At 68.5% G+C, this 20606-nt stretch carries 18 protein-coding genes and 1 pseudogene; 10 read left to right on the forward strand and 9 right to left on the reverse strand.

Annotated features, from left to right (window positions below; translation table 11 throughout):
* Positions 1–237: 237 nt before the first annotated feature.
* Positions 238–3834, forward strand: a complete 3597-nt coding sequence (gene dnaE, locus ACFV2X_RS00120; protein WP_385610339.1) for a DNA polymerase III subunit alpha — start codon at positions 238–240, stop codon at positions 3832–3834.
* A gap of 42 nt (positions 3835–3876) precedes the next feature.
* Here the strand turns inward: dnaE and ACFV2X_RS00125 are convergent, their stop codons facing one another.
* Complete coding sequence (locus ACFV2X_RS00125) at positions 3877–4479, reverse strand: hypothetical protein (protein WP_385609518.1); 603 nt, start codon at positions 4477–4479, stop codon at positions 3877–3879.
* Between the two features lie 301 nt (positions 4480–4780).
* Complete coding sequence (locus tag ACFV2X_RS00130; RefSeq protein WP_385609520.1) at positions 4781–4924, reverse strand: hypothetical protein; 144 nt, start codon at positions 4922–4924, stop codon at positions 4781–4783.
* 58 nt (positions 4925–4982) lie between these two features.
* Here ACFV2X_RS00130 and ACFV2X_RS00135 point away from each other — a divergent pair, with 58 nt between their 5' ends.
* The 6 genes from ACFV2X_RS00135 (at position 4983) to ACFV2X_RS00160 (ending at position 8480) form a co-directional block, all read left to right on the forward strand.
* Positions 4983–6500, forward strand: a complete 1518-nt coding sequence (locus ACFV2X_RS00135; RefSeq protein WP_385609521.1) for an FAD-dependent monooxygenase — start codon at positions 4983–4985, stop codon at positions 6498–6500.
* A gap of 101 nt (positions 6501–6601) precedes the next feature.
* Positions 6602–7285 (forward strand): GDSL-type esterase/lipase family protein, encoded by a 684-nt coding sequence (locus ACFV2X_RS00140; RefSeq protein WP_385610341.1) that lies wholly within the window; start codon positions 6602–6604, stop codon positions 7283–7285.
* Between the two features lie 94 nt (positions 7286–7379).
* A complete protein-coding gene (locus tag ACFV2X_RS00145) occupies positions 7380–7574 on the forward strand; it encodes a hypothetical protein (RefSeq protein ID WP_385609522.1) in 195 nt (64 codons plus the stop codon).
* A 5-nt stretch (positions 7575–7579) separates the two neighbouring features.
* Positions 7580–7918: a helix-turn-helix transcriptional regulator gene (locus ACFV2X_RS00150; RefSeq protein ID WP_089509367.1), complete on the forward strand. Its 339-nt coding sequence runs from the start codon at positions 7580–7582 to the stop codon at positions 7916–7918.
* 118 nt (positions 7919–8036) lie between these two features.
* Positions 8037–8168, forward strand: coding sequence for a DUF6126 family protein (locus ACFV2X_RS00155; protein ID WP_256981974.1), 132 nt, complete (start codon positions 8037–8039; stop codon positions 8166–8168).
* Positions 8169–8192: 24 nt separating this feature from the next.
* Entirely contained in the window at positions 8193–8480 is a 288-nt protein-coding gene (locus tag ACFV2X_RS00160) for a pyridoxamine 5'-phosphate oxidase family protein (RefSeq protein ID WP_385609523.1), read from the forward strand.
* 105 nt (positions 8481–8585) lie between these two features.
* Here ACFV2X_RS00160 and ACFV2X_RS00165 read toward each other — a convergent pair whose 3' ends face one another.
* The 5 genes from ACFV2X_RS00165 to ACFV2X_RS00185 form a co-directional block, all read right to left on the reverse strand.
* Complete coding sequence (locus ACFV2X_RS00165; protein ID WP_043488450.1) at positions 8586–8936, reverse strand: metalloregulator ArsR/SmtB family transcription factor; 351 nt, start codon at positions 8934–8936, stop codon at positions 8586–8588.
* Positions 8937–9700: 764 nt separating this feature from the next.
* The gene (locus tag ACFV2X_RS00170) at positions 9701–11434 is read right to left on the reverse strand and encodes a SulP family inorganic anion transporter (RefSeq protein ID WP_385609525.1); all 1734 of its coding nucleotides are present in this window, start codon (positions 11432–11434) and stop codon (positions 9701–9703) included.
* Between the two features lie 286 nt (positions 11435–11720).
* On the reverse strand, positions 11721–12296 hold the full coding sequence (locus ACFV2X_RS00175; RefSeq protein WP_385609527.1) for a YceI family protein: 576 nt from the start codon (positions 12294–12296) through the stop codon (positions 11721–11723).
* 67 nt (positions 12297–12363) lie between these two features.
* Positions 12364–12921 (reverse strand): YciI family protein, encoded by a 558-nt coding sequence (locus tag ACFV2X_RS00180; RefSeq protein ID WP_385609528.1) that lies wholly within the window; start codon positions 12919–12921, stop codon positions 12364–12366.
* A 933-nt stretch (positions 12922–13854) separates the two neighbouring features.
* Positions 13855–14406 (reverse strand): winged helix-turn-helix transcriptional regulator, encoded by a 552-nt coding sequence (locus tag ACFV2X_RS00185; protein WP_385609529.1) that lies wholly within the window; start codon positions 14404–14406, stop codon positions 13855–13857.
* Between the two features lie 169 nt (positions 14407–14575).
* Here ACFV2X_RS00185 and ACFV2X_RS00190 point away from each other — a divergent pair, with 169 nt between their 5' ends.
* The 3 genes from ACFV2X_RS00190 (at position 14576) to ACFV2X_RS00200 (ending at position 18580) form a co-directional block, all read left to right on the forward strand.
* A complete protein-coding gene (locus ACFV2X_RS00190; RefSeq protein WP_385609531.1) occupies positions 14576–15424 on the forward strand; it encodes an oxidoreductase in 849 nt (282 codons plus the stop codon).
* Between the two features lie 192 nt (positions 15425–15616).
* The gene (locus ACFV2X_RS00195; protein ID WP_385609533.1) at positions 15617–16750 is read left to right on the forward strand and encodes a DNA alkylation repair protein; all 1134 of its coding nucleotides are present in this window, start codon (positions 15617–15619) and stop codon (positions 16748–16750) included.
* Between the two features lie 180 nt (positions 16751–16930).
* Positions 16931–18580 carry an allantoin permease gene (locus ACFV2X_RS00200; protein ID WP_385609534.1) on the forward strand — a complete coding sequence of 550 codons (1650 nt, stop codon included), beginning with the start codon at positions 16931–16933 and terminating at the stop codon, positions 18578–18580.
* A 56-nt stretch (positions 18581–18636) separates the two neighbouring features.
* Here the strand turns inward: ACFV2X_RS00200 and ACFV2X_RS00205 are convergent, their stop codons facing one another.
* Positions 18637–19047 carry a cupin domain-containing protein gene (locus tag ACFV2X_RS00205; RefSeq protein ID WP_385609535.1) on the reverse strand — a complete coding sequence of 137 codons (411 nt, stop codon included), beginning with the start codon at positions 19045–19047 and terminating at the stop codon, positions 18637–18639.
* Positions 19048–19230: 183 nt separating this feature from the next.
* Positions 19231–20581 (reverse strand): annotated as a pseudogene (locus ACFV2X_RS00210) (alkaline phosphatase).
* Between the last annotated feature and the right edge of the window lie 25 nt (positions 20582–20606).

A 20606-nucleotide genomic window follows, 5' to 3' on the forward strand; every position in this document is an offset into this window, starting at 1 on the left:
GACAACCAATCGTTGATCCCGATCATCGAAATAGTTGTTTGATTCCAGTACACCAGGGTCGCTTTGATGTCTCTGGCCAACCTGCGGTTTAGCAATCAGCACGGCAGGAGGCATACGGGCCCGGTGGCCGGATTGCTGCCGGGCCTGCCGATGCCGGTGCGGTCGGCCACCGACAAGGCCACCATCGCGTCCACGGCCGGGATGGGGCTTCCTACTCATCCCGGGGGCGATCCACACGTGCCGGACTCCTTCGTGCACCTGCACAATCACACCGAATACTCGATGCTGGACGGCGCGCAGAAGCTGAAGCCGATGTTCGGCGAGGTGGCCCGGCAGGGGATGCCCGCGATCGCGATGAGCGACCACGGCAACATGTTCGGTGCCTATGAGTTCGCGCAGGTCGCGAAGGGCTACGAGGGGATCAGGCCGATCATCGGCATCGAGGCGTATGTGGCGCCTTCCTCTCGGTTCGTCCGGAAGCAGGAGTTCTGGGGGCCGGGAGGCCGTCGCGCCACCAGCGCGGACGGTGAGGGATCGAAAGATGTCTCCGGTGGCGGCCGCTTCACTCATATGACCATGTGGGCGCGGAACAGCCAGGGCCTGCGGAACCTGTTCTGGCTCAGCACGCAGGCCAGCTATGAGGGTCAGTTCCCTGCCGGAAAGCCGCGCATGGACCGGGAGTTGATCGCTGCACGGCCGGACGGCCTCATCGCCACCACCGGCTGCCCGTCCGGCGAGATCCAGACCCGCCTGCGGCTGAACCAGTACGCCGAGGCGAGGGCTGCTGCCGCGGCCTACCAGGAGATCTTCGGCCGCGAGAACTACTTCCTGGAGCTGATGGACCACGGCCTGGACATCGAGCGTGAGGTCCGTGAGGGCCTGCTGCGTCTGGCCAGGGAACTGAACATTCCGCTGCTGGCCACCAATGACGCGCACTACGTCACCGAGGACCAGGCCGACGCTCACGACAGTCTGCTGTGCATCGGTGTCGGCAAGAACAAGGACGACCCGGGCCGCTTCCGTTTCAACGGCTCCGGCTACTACCTCAAGACGGCCGCTGAGATGCGCAGCCTGTTCTCGGAGCTCCCGGAAGCCTGCGACAACACCCTGCTGATCGCCGAGCGCATCGAGTCCTACGACGAGGTCTTCGACTACGTCGACGAAATGCCGCGGTTCCCGGGCGTGCCGGAAGGCGAGACCCAGGAGTCGTGGCTGCGCAAGGAAGTCCTCAAGGGTCTGGCGATGCGCTACGGAGACCCGGTCCCCCAGCACATCCTGGATCGCTTCGAGACCGAGATGTCGGTTATTGGCCCCATGGGCTTCAGCTCCTACTTCCTCGTCGTGGCGGACATCTGCCGCCACGCCCGGGAGAACAGGATCCCGCTCGGTCCGGGCCGGGGGTCGTGCACCGGCTCGATCGTTGCCTACGCCACCCGCATCACCGAACTGTGCCCCCTGGAACACGGCCTGCTGTTCGAACGCTTTCTGAACCCCGAGCGCATCAACCCGCCGGATGTCGACCTCGACTTCGACGACCGTCAGCGCGACCGGATGGTCCGCTACGTCACCGAGAAGTACGGCGAGGAGTACACCGCCATGGTGAACACGTTCGGCAAGATCAAGGCCAAGAACGCGATCAAGGACTCCTCACGCATCCTCGGCTACCCCTACGCCCACGGCGAGCGGATCACCAAGGCACTCCCGCCGGACCAGAACGGCAAGTCCGCCCCGCTGGCCGCCATCTTCGACTCCGCCCACGAGCGGTACGGCGAGGCCGGCGAGATCCGGCAGATGTACGACAACGAACAGGATGTGAAGCGGGTCATCGACACCGCCCGCGGAGTGGAGGGACTCACCCGCGGCACCGGAGTACACGCCGCGGCGGTGATCCTTTCCAAAACGAAGCTCACCGACCGCATTCCGCTGCATATGCGTGCCTCGGACGGCGTGAAGATCACCGGCTTCGACTACCCGTCCTGCGAAGCCATGGGCCTGATCAAAATGGACTTCCTGGGGCTGCGGAACCTGGGGGTCATCGACCAGGCCATCGAGAACATCCGCGAGAACCGGGGCATCAGCCTGGCCACCGTGGATCCCCTGGACGGCGACCCGTCCACCGTCGTGATCCCTCTGGACGACGCCAGGACATACCGGCTGCTGGCCGAGGGCAACACCTTCGGTGTCTTCCAGCTCGACGGCGGCGGCATGCGCGTCCTGCTGAAGCAGATGGAACCCACCCGGTTCGAGGACATCGCCGCGGTCAACGCCCTCTATCGGCCCGGCCCCATGGCGGCCAACGCGCACACCAACTACGCGCACCGCAAAACCGGCCGCCAGGAGATCACCCCGATCCACCCCGAGCTGCGCGACGCTCTGGAGCCGATCCTCGGCAACACCTTCCATCTGCTCGTCTACCAGGAGCAGATCATGGCCATCGCCCGGGAACTGGCCGGGTACACCCTCGGCGGCGCCGATCTGCTGCGCCGTGCGATGGGCAAGAAGAAACCGGAGGTGCTGGCCGCGGAGTGGGGCAAGTTCCACTCCGGCATGCGAGGCAATGGATACGGCGAGGAAGCCATCAAGGCCCTGTGGGATGTCATGCTCCCGTTCTCCGGCTACGCATTCAACAAGTCCCACACCGCCGGCTACGGCCTCGTCTCGTACTGGACCGCCTACCTCAAGGCCAACTACCCGGCCGAGTACATGGCCGCCCTGCTCACCTCGGTCGGCGACGACAAGGACAAGGCCGCGATCTACCTCGCCGACGCCCGCAAGAACGGCGTCCGCGTCCTCCAGCCCGATGTGAACGAGTCCGTTGCCGAGTTCACCGCCGTCGGAGACGACGTACGGTTCGGGCTGCGGTCCGTACGCAACGTCGGTGACAACGTCATCGAGGCCGTCATCGACGCGCGCCGCCGGGACGGGAAATTCACTTCCTTCGCCGACTTCCTCGCCAAGGTGGACCTGCCCGCACTGAACAAACGCGCTGTGGAATCCCTGATCAAGGCCGGCACCTTCGACTCCCTGGGCCATTCCCGCAAGGGCCTCGCCGCCATCCACGAGGACGCCATCGACGCGATCATCCCCGTGAAGAAGGCGGCAAGCTTCGGACAAGACGATCTCTTCGCCGACCTGGGCGGCGAAGGAGGCAACGAACCGGCCTTCGGCCTCGACTTCCCCATCGACGACGCGGAGTGGCCCCGCGGACAACTCCTGGCAACCGAACGCGAAATGCTGGGCCTCTACGTCTCAGCCCACCCACTGGACGGCGCCGAGCACATCCTTTCCAGGGCACGGGACTGTTCCATCGCCGAACTGCTCGCCTCCGGCCGCACCACCGGGGAGGTACAGCTCTCCGGACTGATCACCGGCATCCAGCTCAAGATGACCAAACAGGGCAACGCCTGGGCCATCGTGAACCTCGCGGACCGCGACGCCGGCATCGAGGTGCTCTTCTTCCCCGCCGCATACCAGCTCGTGCAGCATGCACTGGCCGAAGACCACGTCATCGCCGTCAAGGGAAAGATCGAAGACAGGGACGGAACAGTGAACATCTTCGGTCGCGAGCTTTCCGTCCTCGACATCTCCTCCGCCGCAGTCGGCGGCAAGCCACCCGTGCAGCTCTCGCTCCCCTCGCATCGCATCACCGAACAGTCCGTCAGAGAGCTCAAGCGCATCCTCGCGGCCCACCCGGGCGACCACCCCGTACACCTCAGTGTCCGCGGCGCACGCAAGACCACCGTCTACGCCCTCCAAGCCACGGTGGACCCCACGACCATCGCCTCCGATGTCAAAGGCACCTTCGGAGCCGACGCCTGGCAAGGCATCGCGTGACCCCTGGCAGCGTCCCCAGGTCTGCGGCCTGCATGGATGGACTCAGGGCGAGGGGGTGGGCGTGGGTGTGTGCGTGTGCGGTCCCTGTCTGCTCGTGCGTCGGCGGTAGTAGGCGTACGTCACCGATCCCAGAAGTGGCCCCCAGGCGAGCAGTGGCAGATAACAGACCGTCAAGATGATCTCTTCAGTGGTCGTGTGTCCGGGGGGAAATCCTGCGAAGAGGATGGAGAGAAAGAAGTAGTACACGACCCCTGTGGAGGCGAGTGCGCCCAGCGCGGCCGGGACCACCGCGGCGAACGGGGGGATGCGGCGTCCGCCGAGCAGGGGTATCCAGCGCGGCACCGCCTCGCCCCATGGCTGGATCAGTCCCAGGGTGAGTAACCCGAGTGCCTCGGAGATGACGAAGAGCAGAATCAGATACAGATCGAGCCCGGCGCCGTGGTTGCGGGCCTCAGCTGTGCCGAAGCCGGGTATGGCCAGCATCACCCCCATGCGCCACAGTCCCGAGGGCAAGATCATGAAGGGCACCGCATGCGCGGCAATCCGCGCCCAGCGGGGCACCGGGGAAACAGGGACGCGGCCGACGTCCCAAGGGGTGCGCAGGTGCCCGTTCGCCGGGGGAGCCTTGGGGCGGAGGTTGGACATCACTACTCCTTCGATTCGTCAGGCATCGTTCGCGTGACGCACCTCGAAGATCGCAGCCCGTCCCATCCGCCGGCGTCCCCCGCGCGGTGGGGGCTGGTCCGCCATGCGGGGGAAGCCTTCGGCGCCTCAAGGATGACGACTCGCCAGCCGATTGGTCGTTCCGGGCGGATACGTCTTCGGACACCCGGCCTCGGAACAGCCACTCAGGGGCGGGCGCGGTCAGCCGATGGAGTTGACGAAGGAGGCCGGGTTCGGGTCCGGGGCCGCATCCTCGCCCGTGGCGAACGACGCCTTCACCCGCCTACGGCGCGGCGGGCCGCACCTGCTCGGCGCTCTCCAGCGGGTCCACCATCGGAGCGGGCGAGATCGCGTACTGGCAGCTTCGGAGCCGTGGTGTCGGCGGCATATCGGGGGTTGTGGGTCCGATGTCGGTGAGGTCTGGCACCTTTCGAGAAATCCTGCCGGGTGCCCATCCGGCTGTGGGTTAGGAAAGGGGATCACTCGTGCACGACGTAGTGATCGTGGGCGCTGGCCCAGTTGGTCTGTTCCTTGCTTGCGAGCTTGGCCTCGCGGGCTGTTCCGTCCTGGTGCTTGAACGGGAGCCGGAGCCCGACTCCCCGTTCAAGGCGAAGCCGCTCGGGACGCGGGGCCTGTCCGCCGCGTCGGTCGAGGCGTTCTACCGCCGCGGGATGCTGCACCGGCTGCTGACGGCATCGGGCGTCCACGACGATCCCGACGCGGACCCGGACGCGCACGAGCCGTCTCCCCCTCGCGGCGTGGGCCATTTCGCCGGCATGATGCTCGATCCGGCCCGGGTCGACGTCGCCGCCCTGCCATACCGGCTTCCCAGCCCGGCGATGGAGGGCATGCTGACCTACCTCGAAGCGGTCGAGACGCTGCTGTCCGAGCAGGCGTCCCAGCTCGGCGTGGAAATCAGGCACGGCGTCACGGTCTCAGCCATCGCGCAGAACGATGAGAGCGCGGTCGCGCAGGCCGGCGAGCACGAGTACGCAGGGCGCTGGGTCGTCGGCTGCGATGGCGGACGCAGTGCGGTGCGTGGGCTCGCGGACTTCGAATTCGTCGGTACCGACCCGCAGTTCACCGGCTACACCATGCACGCCACCGTCACCGATTCCGAGAAGCTGCGCTCTGGGATCAACCTGACGCCGACGGGCATGTACCTCCGCCTCTCGGAAGGGCATTTCGGCATGATGGACTTCGACGGCGGCGCGTTCGATCGCTCGCAGCAGCCGACTCGCGACCATCTCCAGGCGGTTCTGCGCCGTGTATCCGGCACCGATGTGACGCTGAGCGACGTACATCTCGCCTCGAGCTTCACCGATCGGGCGATGCAGACGACGACCTACCGGCGGGGGCGCGTCCTGCTCGCGGGCGACGCCGCTCATATCCACTCGCCCCTTGGCGGGCAGGGGCTCAATACCGGCATCGGCGACGCCATGAACCTGGGCTGGAAGCTCGCGGCGACCGTCCACGGGTACGCGCCGGACGGGCTGCTCGACACCTACACCCGCGAGCGCCATCCGATCGGCGCAGGGGTGCTCGACTGGTCGCGCGCCCAGGTGGCGGCCATGCGGCCGGACCCGCATGGCCAGGCGGTCCAAGGAGTGCTTCGCGACCTGATCGGGACCCGTGACGGAACGACCTACATGTTCGAGAGGATGTCGGGATCGTCGATCCGTTACGACCTTGGCAGCGAGCATCCGCTGGTCGGCCGCAACGCCCCGGACCTTCGCCTCGAAGACGGCACTCGCCTCGCCGACCTGATGCGGGACGGGCGGGGCGTCGCGCTCGATTTCAGCGCCGACCGATGCCTGCGCGGTTCAGCGATGGGCTGGGAGAGTCGGATGCGGTATGCGGCCGGTCCGGCGAGAAACGACCTCGGATTGGGTGCCGTGCTTGTCCGACCCGACGGCATAGTCGCCTGGGCAGGTGATCGCATCCCTGATCGTGAAACGTTTGAACGGGCCGCCGGCCATTGGTTCGGTGACCCAGAAATCTAAAGCAGCTACCCCGTTCTCCTCACCCCAGTTCAAAGAGCACATATGACGATCACTGTCCGGCGGGGAAGCACCGTGATGTTCACCGGCGATTCGATCACCGACTGCCAGCGGCTGGAGAGCGAAGACGGTCTCGGGTTCGGCTACCCGCTGCGCGTCGCGGGCGAGTGGGGACTCCAGCACCCGGACCGGCCCGTGACCTGGCTGAACACCGCGCACGCCGGCGACAAGGTGATGGACCTCGAGGCCCCTGGCAGACAGACGTACTCGACGCGCGCCCGGACGTGGTGTCGATCCTCGTCGGGGTCAACGACGTGGGCTGGCACACGCTGGACCCCCAGGGGTACGTGATCCCCGCCGAGGAGTTCGAAGCGGGTTATGACCGCCTGCTCGCGCCCGTCGCCGAGGCGGGCACGGAGCTGATCCTCATCGAGCCATTCCTCCTGCCGATCCACGACATCATCGAAGCCGGTGCCGGTGCCGCGCTCATCGGAGAGAAAGAGCGAAAGGAATGGCGCACCCACCTGGACCCGAAAATCCAGATCGTGCGCAAGCTCGCCCGCACCTACGGCGCGCATCTGCTTGAGGCCGACGACATGTTCGCCGAGCTCGCCGCGACGACCGCGCCGGAGTACTGGTCCGCGGACGGCGTACACCCGACGCCGGGCCCGGCCACGCCGCACTCGCGGCGGCCTGGCTGCGCCTGGTCGCGTGGCCGGGCCTCGCGATCAGCGGTGCCGGCCTGTTGGGCGCAGGGCGAGCCGCTGAAGAGCCGGATGTCACCGTAGCGGATTGCGGGGCCCGTACCGTCGTGGACTACTCTTGAAGAGTTCTTCAATTCACTAGTTTCCGTGGAGTGCGGTCATCGGGGAGGAGACCCGGATGGGCAGACCCGTGTTCGCCGAGGCCCTGCTGGAGCGGGTGCGTCAGGCGCGAGCGGCGTTGAAAGCGGCGCTGGAGGCTGAGGACGCCTATGCCGTGGCGGTGGCCGAGGACGAGCTGGACGACGCGGTGCGGATGGCGCGGGAGCTTGGGGTTGGTGTCGAAACCGACACGGCGGAAGCGGGAGAGGGGTGATCGGGGTGCCTGTTCCGCTCTATGAGGCGAAGGCCGAGTTCTTCCGGATGCTCGGTCACCCGGTGCGTATCCGGGTGCTGGAGCTGCTGCAGGACGGACCGAAGCCGGTGCGGGATCTGCTGGCGGCGATCGAGGTCGAGCCGTCGAATCTGTCGCAGCAGCTGGCCGTGTTGCGCCGCTCGGGGATCGTGACTGCGACGCGGTCCGGTTCGACGGTGGTCTACGCGCTGGCGGGCGGTGATGTCGCGGAGTTGCTTGCCGCCGCGCGGCGGATTCTGGCCGTGTTGCTGGCGGGTCGGCAGGACCTGCTGGACGAACTGCGGGCGGCGGAGACGGCACGGTGAACCGGCACTGGCGGGCGGCAAGGTCGTCCTCGTACGGTTCCGGATTTCTTCGTGGCACACGCACCGCATCCGGACACAGCAGGGAGTTGACGCAGTGAGCAAGACAGAGAAGGACAGCTTGGGATCGAACGACGAGAGCTGGAAGGAGCGCAATCTCAAGCTGCGCGTTTTCGTCTACATCTTCGGCACCCACATCATCGCGGGGTTCGTGATGCTCTTGTTCTATCTGGGGCAGCACGCCGATAAGTAGCGGCGGCCCTTCCGGACACGAGGCATGCGCCGCGCCTTCCGAGCCGCCTTCCCCCGTGTGCTTGGTCGACCTGAGCCGCGACGAAAGCCTCCAACTGCTGGGCGCCGTGCGCTTGGGGCGAGTGGGAACGGGTGGAGTGTCGCGGTCACCGGCACGGCGGCGCGGGTGACGGACGCCCAGGAACTCGCCCGGTACCAGAAGCAGCTCACGCCGTGGATCGACGCCCGAATGGAGCAGGTGGTGCGCATCCGGCCGGAGATCGTCAGCGGCTATCGCCTGGTGCGAGCCGGGAGCTCCGGGCCGCCGCAGTGAACGCCGGCACCGGCGGGGCGCCCAACGGCACCAGCGACAGTTGTTCTCCGACGAGTGGCGGACAGGGCGAGGGGACTGCCGAGTACACCGGTCAACGACCGCCGGCTAGGACGGCGGGTTCCCCGCTCCCTGGCCGGCCTGAAGATCGGCGAGCAGCTCGGCCTGGCCGGCCAGCACCCCGGACAGAATGGTGCGCGCCACCCGGAGGAGTTCCGCGACGTGCGGACTGGTCAGCGAGTAGTACACCGTGGAGCCCTCCTTGCGCGTCACGACCAGGTTGGCCCGCCGCAACACGGCCAGCTGTTGGGACAGGTGCGCGGGCTCGATGCCCACCTCGGGCAGCATCTCCGCGACCGCGTGCTCGCGTTCGCTCAGCAGCTCCAGGACGCGGATACGCGCTGGGTGACCGAGGGTCTTGAAGAACTCGGCCTTCAATTGGTACAGCGGCGTACTCATCGCGTCGCCCCCTTCCCGGCCCAGCAGCACGGCCCCACCGGCCCAACTTCGGCGCATCGCATCCACCCACTCATCAAGAACATGCGGCCTATCCTCGCGTGCGGCACCGGCCAAACCGAATCCGCGCCAAGGAACCGGCTGCGAAGCACTGCGGTGACCTCTGTTTCCCGCGTCCCCTGAAGCGGCGTATGGCGTCCGGGCTCCGGTGTCCGCGGCGCCGGTTGATGATCATGGTGGTGAGCTTCCCTGCGGGGGTTGCCGATCACGGGCTGCGGTCCGGTCAGAGGGGGAGGGTGATCCAGACGCTCTTGCCCTGGCCGTCGGCGTCGCCGCGGATGATCGCGCTGCCTGCCTGAGCGAAGGTGAGTTCCATGACGGTGGCCAAGCCGCTGGTCCCGGCGCTGTTGGCCAGCTCGGACAGCGGCGGCTGGTAGGGGTGTCGGTCATGAACGACGAAAGGCGGGCGCTGCGGACGGCGGGCTCGCTGGGCAGTCGGCGATCACTTCGGCGGGGCCGGAGACGGTGACCGTCCAGCCGGTGCCGGGCACGGCGCCGATCTCTTCCGCGTGGTACGTCACCGTCGCGGGCACCGCGGCGGCGGGGACGGGCGTACGGACGACCGTACTCCCAAGCGTGCCGGGCGGGCCGCACCACGGTCAGGTCTCGCTGCACATACTCCAGCCGCCCCGGTGTGCTGCCCTCCAGCAGCCACAGGGCCTCCGCACAGGAGATCTCGACCATACGGAGAGGAACAGGAGGAGTGCTCATCGCGCGGCTCCCTCGCTGGAGGTCCGGGGTTCGAGGGCGGGAAGGGCAGGAAGGGCAGGCAGGACGCCGACGCGCTCCAGGTGGTCGCGGGCGCCGCGGATCGCCTCGGGGGTGGTGGCGTACTCCCGTCCTTCGTACCGCAGCAGGTCGAGAGCGCCGACGGAGTCGAGAACCTGGAGCTGCCCGGGGCGTATCCCGGAGGCGAGGACGAGGATGCCGCGCCGCTCCAGCTTCTGCACCGCGTCCTTGAGGACGAGGGCCCCGGTCGCATCCATCGTCGACACCCGCGACATGCGCAGGATCACCACGCGCACGTCGGCCACCTCGGTCAGCTCCAGCAGGAAGCGGTGGGCGGCGGCGAAGAACAGCGGGCCGTCGATGCGGTAGGCGACGATGTGCTCCGCCAGCAGGGCGTGCTCTTCCGCACTGTGGTCGCCCCGGTCGAGCGGCACCTGGTCGAAGCGTGCCTGATGGGCGACGGCACGCAGCGCGAGGGCACCCGCGACCGCCAAGCCGATGACGACGGCGTACACGAGGTCCAGGGCAAGGGTCGCGACGGCCGTCAGGACGAGGATCAGCGCGTCCGAACGGGTCGCCTTCGCCATCGCCCGCAGCGAACCGACCTCGACCATGCGGATCGCCGTGGCCAGCAGCACGCCCGCCAGCGCCGCGAGCGGAATCTTGGAGACGAGGGGCGCGGCGGCGAAGACGATCACAGCGAGGACTGCGGCGTGGGTGAGCGCTGCGAGCCGGGAGGTCGCCCCGGTGCGGACGTTGACCGCGGTGCGGGCGATCGCGCCGGTCGCGGGAACCCCGCCGAACAGCGGGGCGGCTATGTTGGCCAGTCCCTGGCCGAACAGCTCACGGTCCGGGTCGTGCCGCTGACCGACCGTCATGCCGTCGGCAACCGAGGCCGACAGCAGGGACTCCAGGGCGGCCAGCGCGGCGACCGCCACCGCGGGAGCGAGCAGCGTGCCCAACGAGCCGAGGTCGAGGAAGGAGAGAGACGGCACAGGCAGCCCGGACGGCAGTTCGCCGATCGGCTTCGCCGCGTCCAGATGAGCGGCCTGCGCCACAACGGTGGCGGCTACCACCGCGACGATGGAGAACGGCACGGTCGGACGCCACCGGGCGCCGATGAGCATGACCGCGGCCACCGCGCCGGCGAAGCCGACGGCCGTCCAGTTCGGGGCCTCGCCGAACTCCCGGAACGCCCGCCAGGTGACGACGAGCACCCGGTCCCCCTCCGGCTTGGGCACGCCGAGCGCGTTCGGGACCTGCTGCAAGCCGATCACGCAGGCGATGCCCAGGGTGAAGCCCTCGACGACCGGCGCGGGCACATACTGCATGTAGCGCCCGGCCTTCAGCAGGGCAAGGGCGACAAGCATGGCACCGGCCATCAGACCGACCGTGAGAACGCCGGCCGGCCCGTACTGGCCGACGATCGGCACGAGAACCACCGTCATCGCACCGGTCGGCCCCGACACCTGAAGATTCGATCCGCCGAACAACGCCGCCAGCGCCCCCGCGACAACGGCGGTCGCCAGTCCCGCCTCCGCGCCCAGCCCGGACGAGACCCCGAAGCCGAGGGCGAGCGGCAGCGCCACGATCGCCACGGTCAGCCCGGCCAGCAGGTCCCGCCGGGGGCTACGCCCCATCTCCACCAGGTCGACACGGGCAGGCAGCAGCGATGCGATCCGGGCCCACACCCGGCCGAGTCCCGAGGTCATCACTCGGCGACCCCTGCTTCCCTCAGCCCGGCCGGCAAGCGGAAGAACTCGGCCTTGGCCTGGTACAGCGGAACGGACACAACCCCTCGGCTTCCCCTACGAGCCCCATCTCGGGGGCGGACACGAAACGCTGTGCCCGCAGGGACGGGATGACGGGCTCAGCCAAGACAGCATCTAACCAATTGCTAAATTTTGCAATTCCGCATGTCACCTGTACTACGTGGCGCCCGCGGGGCGCCTCGTCAGTGTCTGCTGTCTCCCGGCGCGTCCGGCTCAGCCAGCCGGGTCAGCCAGCTGGGTCGGGCAGCCGTTCGAGTTCGGTCACCGCATACTCGATCCGGACTTCGTCGGCCAGTTTCAGCGCGCCCAGGAACGCCGTGTACGGCTTGATCCCCCAGGTGGATTGGGTGATGGTTCCCCACCCGCACACCATTCCGTCCCCATCGCTGCCGCCGTGCACGGTCGCTGGGTGTGTCCGGCCCTTGATGGTGAGATCGCCGGTGATCTCGAAGGACTGAAGCGTTCCCGTGATACCGGTGGAGCGGAAGACGATGGTGGGGTGCTGCGAGGTGTGCAGCAGAGCCTCGCCTTCCAGCGTCCTTTTGATCTGGGCCCGGTCGGTGTCGACGAGCGGCTTGAGCCCGCCGACCCCCTCCCGAACGGCCAGCGAACCCGTCTCGACCTCCACGGTCACCGACGACTTCCCAGGATCGTCGGCGACGACCACCGCCTTCCCGGACCATCGGGTGGCCTCGATGGTGAGGTCGTGACCCGCCTTCCGGCCGAGGCCGGCGCGGCTGGTCTTGATCAGCAGGCGGCCGGCCGACGGCCCGAAGCCATACACTCCATCACTCAACGTCACGGACTTGACTGTACGTGACAAATGGACCTTCCAGCGGGACTTCGGCGCCGGCCGGACAAACGTCGGGTTATGACGGTCGCCCGCCGAACTGCCAGTTGTGCACCTCAATGTCGGCGTACCGGTCCGGGGTCAGGATGGCGCGGGCCGTGTCCGGGTCCGGCGCCCGGACCAGCGCCGCCGTGCCGAGCCAGCTGGCGCCGTCGTCGGACAGCAGCGGCCCGTAGGCGATCAGTTCGTCCCGGTCGGGCGGCACAGCGAGGTCGGCGGCCTGCCCCGCGCCGAGGCCGAGCACCAGATACCGATTGCCGCCGATCCGGCCGCCGGGGAAGTCCCACATGGTGCGCCCCAGAGTGTTGCGCCACCTGCGCAGCAGCACGTCCCGGTAGACGCCGGCCTGGTAGTTCGGCTCGTCGAAGGCGAACGCGCGGGCAACGGCGGGATCAGGCAGGTCGACGATGTGCACGCTTCCGGTGGCGGTGGGTGTGTCGCTGTCGTCGGTGAGGGTCGGACCCCGGGCGATCATCTCCTTTGCGTACTGGTCCATATAGGACCAATGCTCTTCCAGTAGCTCGTCGCGGAGCGGCAGGGAGCCAGGGCGGTCGCGGTGGTAGCAGAGGAATTCCATGCCCATAGGGTCTCGTCAAGGACGTGACCAGGGCGAGCGAGTTTCACCTCGCCGTCGGTCATCACATCGCAGTCCACGGTGACCGGCCCGGCTGCGGGGTGTTCAACGGTCTTGCGGTGCTCCTGGTGGGCACCCAAGGCCGGCGTCGACAAGCGCGAGCGTCGGGCTCTGACAGCGTTGGAGTGGGTGGCCGGTCTTGGCGAGCGGCGGCGGAGGTGGATGACCTGGCCCCCGACTACGACCTGGCGACGGCGGCCGGCCGCCACCTTCGAGTGGAGCGCGCCGGGACTCGCTTGACCGCCTTCCTCCAGTTGGTCGCTCCCCGCAGGTATGCGGTCGACGAGAGCACGCCCCCGCAACCTGCCCTGCTGAACGTGGCGCCATGGCATCTGTCGGCCGCCGGCCGACGCGCCGACGCGGTCCACGCCATGTGGGAGCTTTGCGCGGTGCGTTACGCCGCCCGTGCCGATCGTGTCCCGGCGCTCGACCTGTGCCAGGCTTTCGCAGGCGCGGGTGAAGCGGTCCTTGCCGCGGGATCGCGGCGGGGCGCCGCCCGCCGCGAGGCAGCCTTCCGTGACGTGATCCGCACCTGGGCCGACCGGAGCGGCCCGGCTCTCACCTGCTGGATCGCCGCCGTTCTCAAGGAGCGCGCCGGCCGTCCGGACATCATCGAGATGCCCCCGTCTCCCGAACGAACGCCCCCTCCCTCACCGACGGCTCACCCGTGTTCGGCACGCCCGCGCAGGCAACTCTCGTCATGGCCGCCTGGACGGCGGCGCACACCAACTACCGCACAGAGCGTCCCGCCGCCGCGGAACTCCAACTCACCCTGCCGCCCCGCCCCGACGAGCCGCCCTCATCGCCCTGGCGGCTACGTACCGTCAGCTGCACCGATCCTGACTGCGCGTCGCCGCTCCCGATGGCTGGAGCGCATCAGTCAGCTGACGCTTGCACGGTGCCGCCGCTGTCCCGAGGGCACTGCGGGGGGTGCCGCTGCCGGTCCAGTTCGTCATAGCGTGCCCGCATCAGCGCGCTGGCCGCCGGGCCGGCGGTGAACACATATGCGTCGCTGTCGTCGAGGCGTTTGCCGGTGCGCGCGTCCACCACCACCGGTTCGGCCTCGTCACCGGTCGCGGCGTCCACGAGGATCATCGAGCGGTCCTCAGGGGCCAGGTGCTGGTTGCCCCAGGCGGCCAGGGCGACGATCACGGGGCGCAGGGAGCGGCCGCGCTCGGTGAGCACGTACTCGTGGCGGGCCGGGTTGGTCTGGTAGGGCCGCCGTTCCAGCAGGCCGTCGGCCACCAGGGTCTTGAGCCGGGTGGTGAGCATGCTGGTGGAGATGCCCAGGCTCTGCTGGAACTGGTCGAAGCGCGTGTAGCCGTCGAAGGCGTCGTGGAGGATCAGCAGCGTCCACCACTCCCCCACGTGCTCCACCGTCGTCGACAGCGGACACTCACGATCCTCCAGCCGGATCCGGCTCGGCATGGCATCCTCCCGAGTTACTGCTAAAGTAGAAGTTACTGGCTTCTATTTTAGCAGTTGCCGGTGCCGCGGCCCGGCCTGCCCGCGCGGGACACCCCCGCCCCATCGACCTCACCGTCGTACCCGAGGTCGTCACCCGCCACCCCACCGCCACCCTGTTCACGAGGCACTCATGAAAACCTGGTTCATCACCGGCGGCACCCCCGGCGGATTCGGCATGGCCTACGCCGAGGCCGCCCTGGCGGCCGGCGACAACGTCGTGCTCACCGCCCGCCGCCCGCACCTGCTCGACGACTGGGCGAGCCGCCACGGCGACAACGCGCTCGTCCTGCCGCTGGACGTCACCGACACCCAGCAGATCCGCGACGCCGTGGCCACCGCGGAGGAACGCTTCGGCCGCATCGACGTCCTGGTCAACAACGCCGGCCGCGGCTGGTACGGCTCGGTGGAGGGCATGCCCGACGCCGACGTGCGGCGCTCCTTCGAGCTGAACTTCTTCTCCGTCACCGCGATCCTGCGCGCCGTCCTGCCGGGTATGCGCGCCCGCCGCAGCGGATGGATCATCAACATGTCCTCGGTCGCCGGCCTCAAAAGCGTGCCCGGCTTCGGCTACTACAGCGCCGCCAAGTACGCCCTCGAGGGCCTCACCGACGCGCTGCGCGAGGAAGTGGAGCCGTTCGGCCTCCATGTGCTGGCCGTCGAACCCGGCGCCTTCCGCACCCACGCCTACGCGAGCTTCGCCGACGAGCCGGTGGCCGAGACCGTCGACGCCTACCGGCCGTTCCTCGAGACCGTCCGCGCCACCATGATCAGCCAGGACGGCAGGCAGCCGGGAGATCCCGATCGCGGCGTCCAGGCCGTCATGGACGCCATGCGGCAGCAGACCCCTCCCCACCGGATCGTCCTCGGCGCCGCCGGCTACGACGCCGTCCACGGCCGGCTCGAAGACATGCTCGCCGAGGTACGCGCGTACGAAGCCACGTCACGCGGCGCCGACTTCCCTCCCGCCCCTGCACCGTAACCGCTGCATCCAGGGCGGCCCGCCCGCCTGATCACCCTCGGCAACAGGCCCGGCCACCGACACGCCGTGGTGTGCGGGCGACCGATACGGTGCCCACACACCATCCGCCACTCGACACTGACGTACACCGCCGAAACACGCCCCGGGCGCCATCTCGTTCCGCCCGAACAACCCTCGATCCCTGGAGGATCCGTGCCCACCGCCGATGAGCTGATCAGCCCTGACAGCATCCGCCGGCTCGCCGCCATCCTCCAGGACACCTCGCCCTCCACCTCGCGCTGGCAGACCGTCGCGGACAGCTCCACCACGCTCGGCTCGCTCGGACTCAGCGAACGGGCGCGCACCGTGGGCGACGCGCTGCTGGCCGACTCCGGCCTCGACTACCCGCACCTGGCGGGCGCCGTACGCAAGGCCCTGCGACGCGAGGACCTGACAGGCTGGATGATCTGGCCCGTCACCGAAGCCGTCGCCACGGCGGCCACCACATCCGGCGCCACCGAGCACTTCGACGACGGCCTCGCTCTGCTGGCACAGCTCACCCCGCGCCTGACCGGCGAGTTCGCACTGCGCACCTTCTTGGACAACGACCTGGAACGCACCCTCGCCACAGCATCGACGTGGACCGGCTCCCCCGACCCCGCGGTGCGCCGACTGGCCAGCGAGGGAACCCGCCCCAAACTGCCCTGGGCCCGACAGGTCCCCGAACTCAACCGCAACCCCCGAGCCACCGTCCCTCTGCTGGGGGAACTGCACACCGACACCTCCACAGACGTACGCCGCTCGGTGGCCAACCACCTCAACGACATCTCGCGCCTCGACCCCCACCTCGCCGCCGAAACGGCCGCGCAATGGATGGAGCACCCGGCGGCGTCCACCACGCCCGCCCTGGTACGCCACGCCATGCGTACCCTCGTCAAGAAAGGCGACCCGAAAGCCCTGGAACTGGTCGGCTTCCACGGCAGCCGCGAAAACCTCCAGGTGACCGGCCCGCTGCTGACCGACACCGCCATCCCCGTCGGCGGCACCCTCACCTTCACCGCACACATCAAGAACGTCTCCGACCAGCCAGTCTCCCTGGCCATCGACTACGTCATCCACCACAAGAAGGCGAACGGAAAGCTGGCGCCCAAGGTGTTCAAACTCACCAAGCGCAACCTGGCCCCTGGGGAGTCCGCCGACCTGGCACGCCGCCACTCCTTCCGCCCCATCAGCACCCGGGTCTACTACCCCGGAACCCACGCCGTGCAGCTCCAGGTCAATGGCCAGCAGCACGGCCTGGTGGAGTTCGACCTCGGCCGTGAGCTCCCGGAAACATTGCGTTCATGACAAGGGGAATCGACGGTAACAACTGCTTTCTAGCGTGATCGGCCGTGGGATCGGAGTCGTATACAGGGCCGCCGGAACGACTCATGACAGCCCGTCGGACTCCCCGTGCTGCCGATGACGCCACGCGGGGCTCTCCACCGCATCGCAGCACCGGCACCCAGCACCACCGGGAGGCGCGACATGAGCACCACCGAGTCACCGCTGAAGACAACAGGCACGACGACGACCACCACTGACCAAGCGGTCAAGGAGACACTGGAGGACTACACCCTCCGTTTCGCTCCCCGCAGTTACCGCCGCTGGACCCCGATGGTCGTGGCCACCACCGCACTCGGCGGCATCGCCTACATGGCCGACTTCTCCATCGGCGCCGGCATCGGTCTGGCGCACGGCACGGGCAACGCGCTGGTGGCAATCGCCGTAGCCGCCGCGGTCATCTTCATCACCGGCTTCCCGCTCGCCTACTACGGCGCCCGCTACAACATCGACCTGGACCTGATCACGCGCGGTTCCGGCTTCGGCTACTACGGCTCGGTGCTGACCAGTGTCATCTTCGCCAGCTTCACCTTCATCTTCTTCGCCCTCGAAGGCTCGATCATGGCTCAGGGCCTCAAGCTCGGCCTCGGGCTCCCGCTGTGGCTGGGCTATCTCGTCTCCACGCTCATGGTCATCCCCCTGGTGATCTACGGCATGAAGGCCCTGAGCAAGCTCCAGGTGTGGACCACCCCGATCTGGCTGCTGCTCATGGTCGGACCGCTGGTCTACCTGGTCACCACCGACCCCGGCACGGTCGACCGCTTCCTGGCCTACACCGGCACGGACGGCGACGGTGGCGTCAACACCGCCTCCGTACTCCTCGGTGCGGGCGTGTGTCTCTCGCTCATCGCACAGATCGGTGAGCAGATCGACTACCTGCGTTTCATGCCGCCCAAGACCGAGGCGAACAAGCGGGGTTGGTGGACCGCCGTGATCATGGCGGGCCCCGGCTGGGTGGTGCTCGGCGCGCTGAAGCAGGCCATCGGAGTCTTCCTCGCCGTATACATCCTCGCCCAGGTCGGCCCGGCCGCCGCGACCGAGCCGATCCAGCAGTTCCGTGGCGCGTTCGACGCGATGATGCCGTCCTGGATGGTCGTCCCGCTGGCCGTGGCCCTGGTGGTCATCAGCCAGATCAAGATCAACGTGACGAACGCGTACTCCGGTTCGCTGGCGTGGACGAACTCCTTCACCCGGGTCACCAAGCACTATCCGGGCCGTATGGTCTTCGTCCTGGTCAATCTGGGCTTCGCGCTCGCCCTGATGGAAGCCGACATGTTCAGCTTCCTCAACGACATCCTGGGCTTCTACTCCAACTGCGCCATCGCCTGGGTCGTCACCGTCGCCACCGACATCGGGGTCAACAAGTACCTGCTGAAGATCTCCCCGCTCCAGCCGGAGTTCCGCCGCGGCATGCTGTACGCCGTCAACCCGGTCGGCGTCGTGGCGTTCGTCGCCGCCTCGGGATTGTCGATCGCCATGTACTTCCACCTCCTCGGCGACACCCTCCAGCCGTACTCCCCGGTCGCCGCCGCGGTGATCGCCTTCGTCCTCACCCCGCTGATGGCGATCATCACCAAGGGCAGGTACTACCTGCGCCGCACCGACGACGGCATCGCCGAGCCGCTCCTGGATGCCGACGGCAACCCGAGCGCACTCACCCTCGACTGCCATGTCTGCCACCAGCCCTACGAGCGCCCCGACCTGGCCGCCTGCGCCACCCACGGCGCGGTCGTCTGCTCGCTGTGCCTGAGCACGGACAAGGTCGGGGATCACGTGCTGCCGGCCACCGCGTAGCGATCCCCGCCCTGTGCCCGGCGCCATCACCGTCTGCCGCAGGCGGTGCTTCTACCTCACGGCCGGCCGGCCCGCAGGTGTCGTCGTTCGGCCAGCTCCTCCGCGCTGACCACGGTCAGAACCGGAGTACCAGGCGGGGCGAACATGGTGACCACCAGCTGCGACTGCGCGTCCGGAAGGTTGTTGGCGCCCAGGTAGTGGATCACGTCGCCCCCGGGCTCGAACAGGGCTTCACCGGCCTTGACCACCCGGGGCGGCTGTCCTTCCAGCTCGAAGAGGATCTCACCCTGGGTCACATAGCCGAAGAGCGGCCCGGGGTGCCGGTGCGGCGGCGCGCCGGGGTCACCGGGCGCCAGGGTGACCCGGATGGTCCTGGCCTCGGCGCCGGCCGGGATCCGGGCCATCGCCTCCGGCAGGGTCGCGATGACCTCAACGCCTGGGGGCAGGTGTGCGTGCTCAGTGCTCATGTATTTCTCCCAACAGGAACTGTCCACAGGAAGGACCAGACGGCCTCCCCGTTTGTGACAGCCCTGCGCGGCACACCGGCCCGAGCCCGCCTGTTCGGCCTGCTCGAGAGCGGGGGGCGTCCGGAAGTGGCGCGGGGAGCGACGGAGGGGAGGCCACCGGCCTCCCCTCCTGGATCCGTACGGTCAGCGCAGGTTCAGCGCCTCGCGGATGGTGGCGAACAGGTCGGTCTGGTTGGTGACACCGAGGACGCGGTACGCCTGCGGCCCCTGGCCGGCGATGCGTACCTGGGTGCCGGTGTGCTCCTGGGACTGGCCCGGGGTGTTGGTGGAGTAGTTGACCTTGAGCTGCTGGCCCTCGTTGGTGACCAGGGTGGAGGACATACCGGGCGGGTTGGCCTCCAGCGGGACGATCTGGCTGGTGTGGCCGTGGTCGGCGGTGGTGACGACGAGCGTGTCGGGGTGCTTGGCGGCGTAGTCGCGCGCCACCTTCACGGCACGGTCGAACGCGGCGGTCTCGCCGATCTGGCCGCACGGGTCGGCCGCGTGGTCCTGCTTGTCGATGGAGGCGCCCTCGATCTGCAGGAAGAAGCCCTTCGACGAGTGCTTCTGCTTGGCCTCCAGCAGCTGGATCGCCTTGGTGGCGGAGTCGGCCAGACTCGGCGTGGCCGACGGGCGGTTGGGGTTCGAGGTCACGCACCGCTGCGGGTCCGTGCCGCCGACCGCGGCCGTCTTACCGGTCCACTCGGTGGGCACATTGCCCGAGGCGAACAGCCCCAGCACCGGCTTGTCGGCCTTCGCGCTCTTCATGCCGGCGGAGTCGGTGACAACCTGGTAGCCCAGCTTCCGCGCCTGCTCGGTGACGGTCAGGCCCTTGTACGTACCGTCGGTGACCTTCTGGTCGAACCGCGCCTTGCCGCCGCCGAAGAGGACGTCGACCTTGCGGTTGACGGACTGCTCGGCGATCGAGCCGGGGCCGCCGGCGGCGATGGTGTCGGTGGGGCACTTGGCCATGTCGGCCGGGCCCTGGCAGGAGCGGTCGGTGGCGTGCGAGGCGAGCACGGCCGGGGTGGCGTCGGTGAGCTCGGAGGTGGTGACGCTACCGGTGGCGTAGCCGTTCTTCTGCGCCAGCTCCAGGACGGTGGGGATCGCCTTGTCGGTGTCCGGGGTCTTGGAGATGCGGCCGTTGACCGTCTTGCGGCCGGTCGCCCAGCCGGTGCCGCTGGCGGCGGAGTCGGTGACGTAGTCCGGGGTGCCGTCGGCGTGCACCGCGTAGGTGGTGTAGGCGCCGGTGAGCGGGAACTTGTCCATGTTCAGGCGGCCGTTCGCGCCCACCGTGTAGTCACGGGCGAGGGTGATCTCCGAGTCGCCCATTCCGTCGCCGATCAGCAGGATGACGTTCTTCGCCTTGCCACCCTTGATCGCGCCCTCGGCGCGGTCCTTGCTGTCGGAGGGTGGTGGTGACGGCCGCTGCGGCGGCGGTGGCGGCGACCACGGCGGTGCCGATCACGAGGTGACGACGGGAGGGTCTGTGCATGGAAGTGACTCCTTGAAACGTCCGG

Source organism: Streptomyces sp. NPDC059679, from assembly GCF_042734105.1.
Classification (GTDB): Bacteria; Actinomycetota; Actinomycetes; order Streptomycetales; family Streptomycetaceae; genus Streptomyces.

What these genes read in the sequence shown, in the direction of transcription:
- ACFV2X_RS00180 (WP_385609528.1), bottom strand. Translation starts at nt 12,921, where the DNA reads ATGGAATTCCTCTGCTACCACCGCGACCGCCCTGGCTCCCTGCCGCTC.
- ACFV2X_RS00165 (WP_043488450.1), bottom strand. Translation starts at nt 8,936, where the DNA reads ATGAGTACGCCGCTGTACCAATTGAAGGCCGAGTTCTTCAAGACCCTC.
- ACFV2X_RS00145 (WP_385609522.1), top strand. Translation starts at nt 7,380, where the DNA reads ATGGGCAGACCCGTGTTCGCCGAGGCCCTGCTGGAGCGGGTGCGTCAG.
- ACFV2X_RS00190 (WP_385609531.1), top strand. Translation starts at nt 14,576, where the DNA reads ATGAAAACCTGGTTCATCACCGGCGGCACCCCCGGCGGATTCGGCATG.
- ACFV2X_RS00170 (WP_385609525.1), bottom strand. Translation starts at nt 11,434, where the DNA reads ATGACCTCGGGACTCGGCCGGGTGTGGGCCCGGATCGCATCGCTGCTG.
- ACFV2X_RS00125 (WP_385609518.1), bottom strand. Translation starts at nt 4,479, where the DNA reads ATGTCCAACCTCCGCCCCAAGGCTCCCCCGGCGAACGGGCACCTGCGC.
- ACFV2X_RS00160 (WP_385609523.1), top strand. Translation starts at nt 8,193, where the DNA reads ATGCGCCGCGCCTTCCGAGCCGCCTTCCCCCGTGTGCTTGGTCGACCT.
- ACFV2X_RS00185 (WP_385609529.1), bottom strand. Translation starts at nt 14,406, where the DNA reads ATGCCGAGCCGGATCCGGCTGGAGGATCGTGAGTGTCCGCTGTCGACG.
- ACFV2X_RS00205 (WP_385609535.1), bottom strand. Translation starts at nt 19,047, where the DNA reads ATGAGCACTGAGCACGCACACCTGCCCCCAGGCGTTGAGGTCATCGCG.
- ACFV2X_RS00200 (WP_385609534.1), top strand. Translation starts at nt 16,931, where the DNA reads ATGAGCACCACCGAGTCACCGCTGAAGACAACAGGCACGACGACGACC.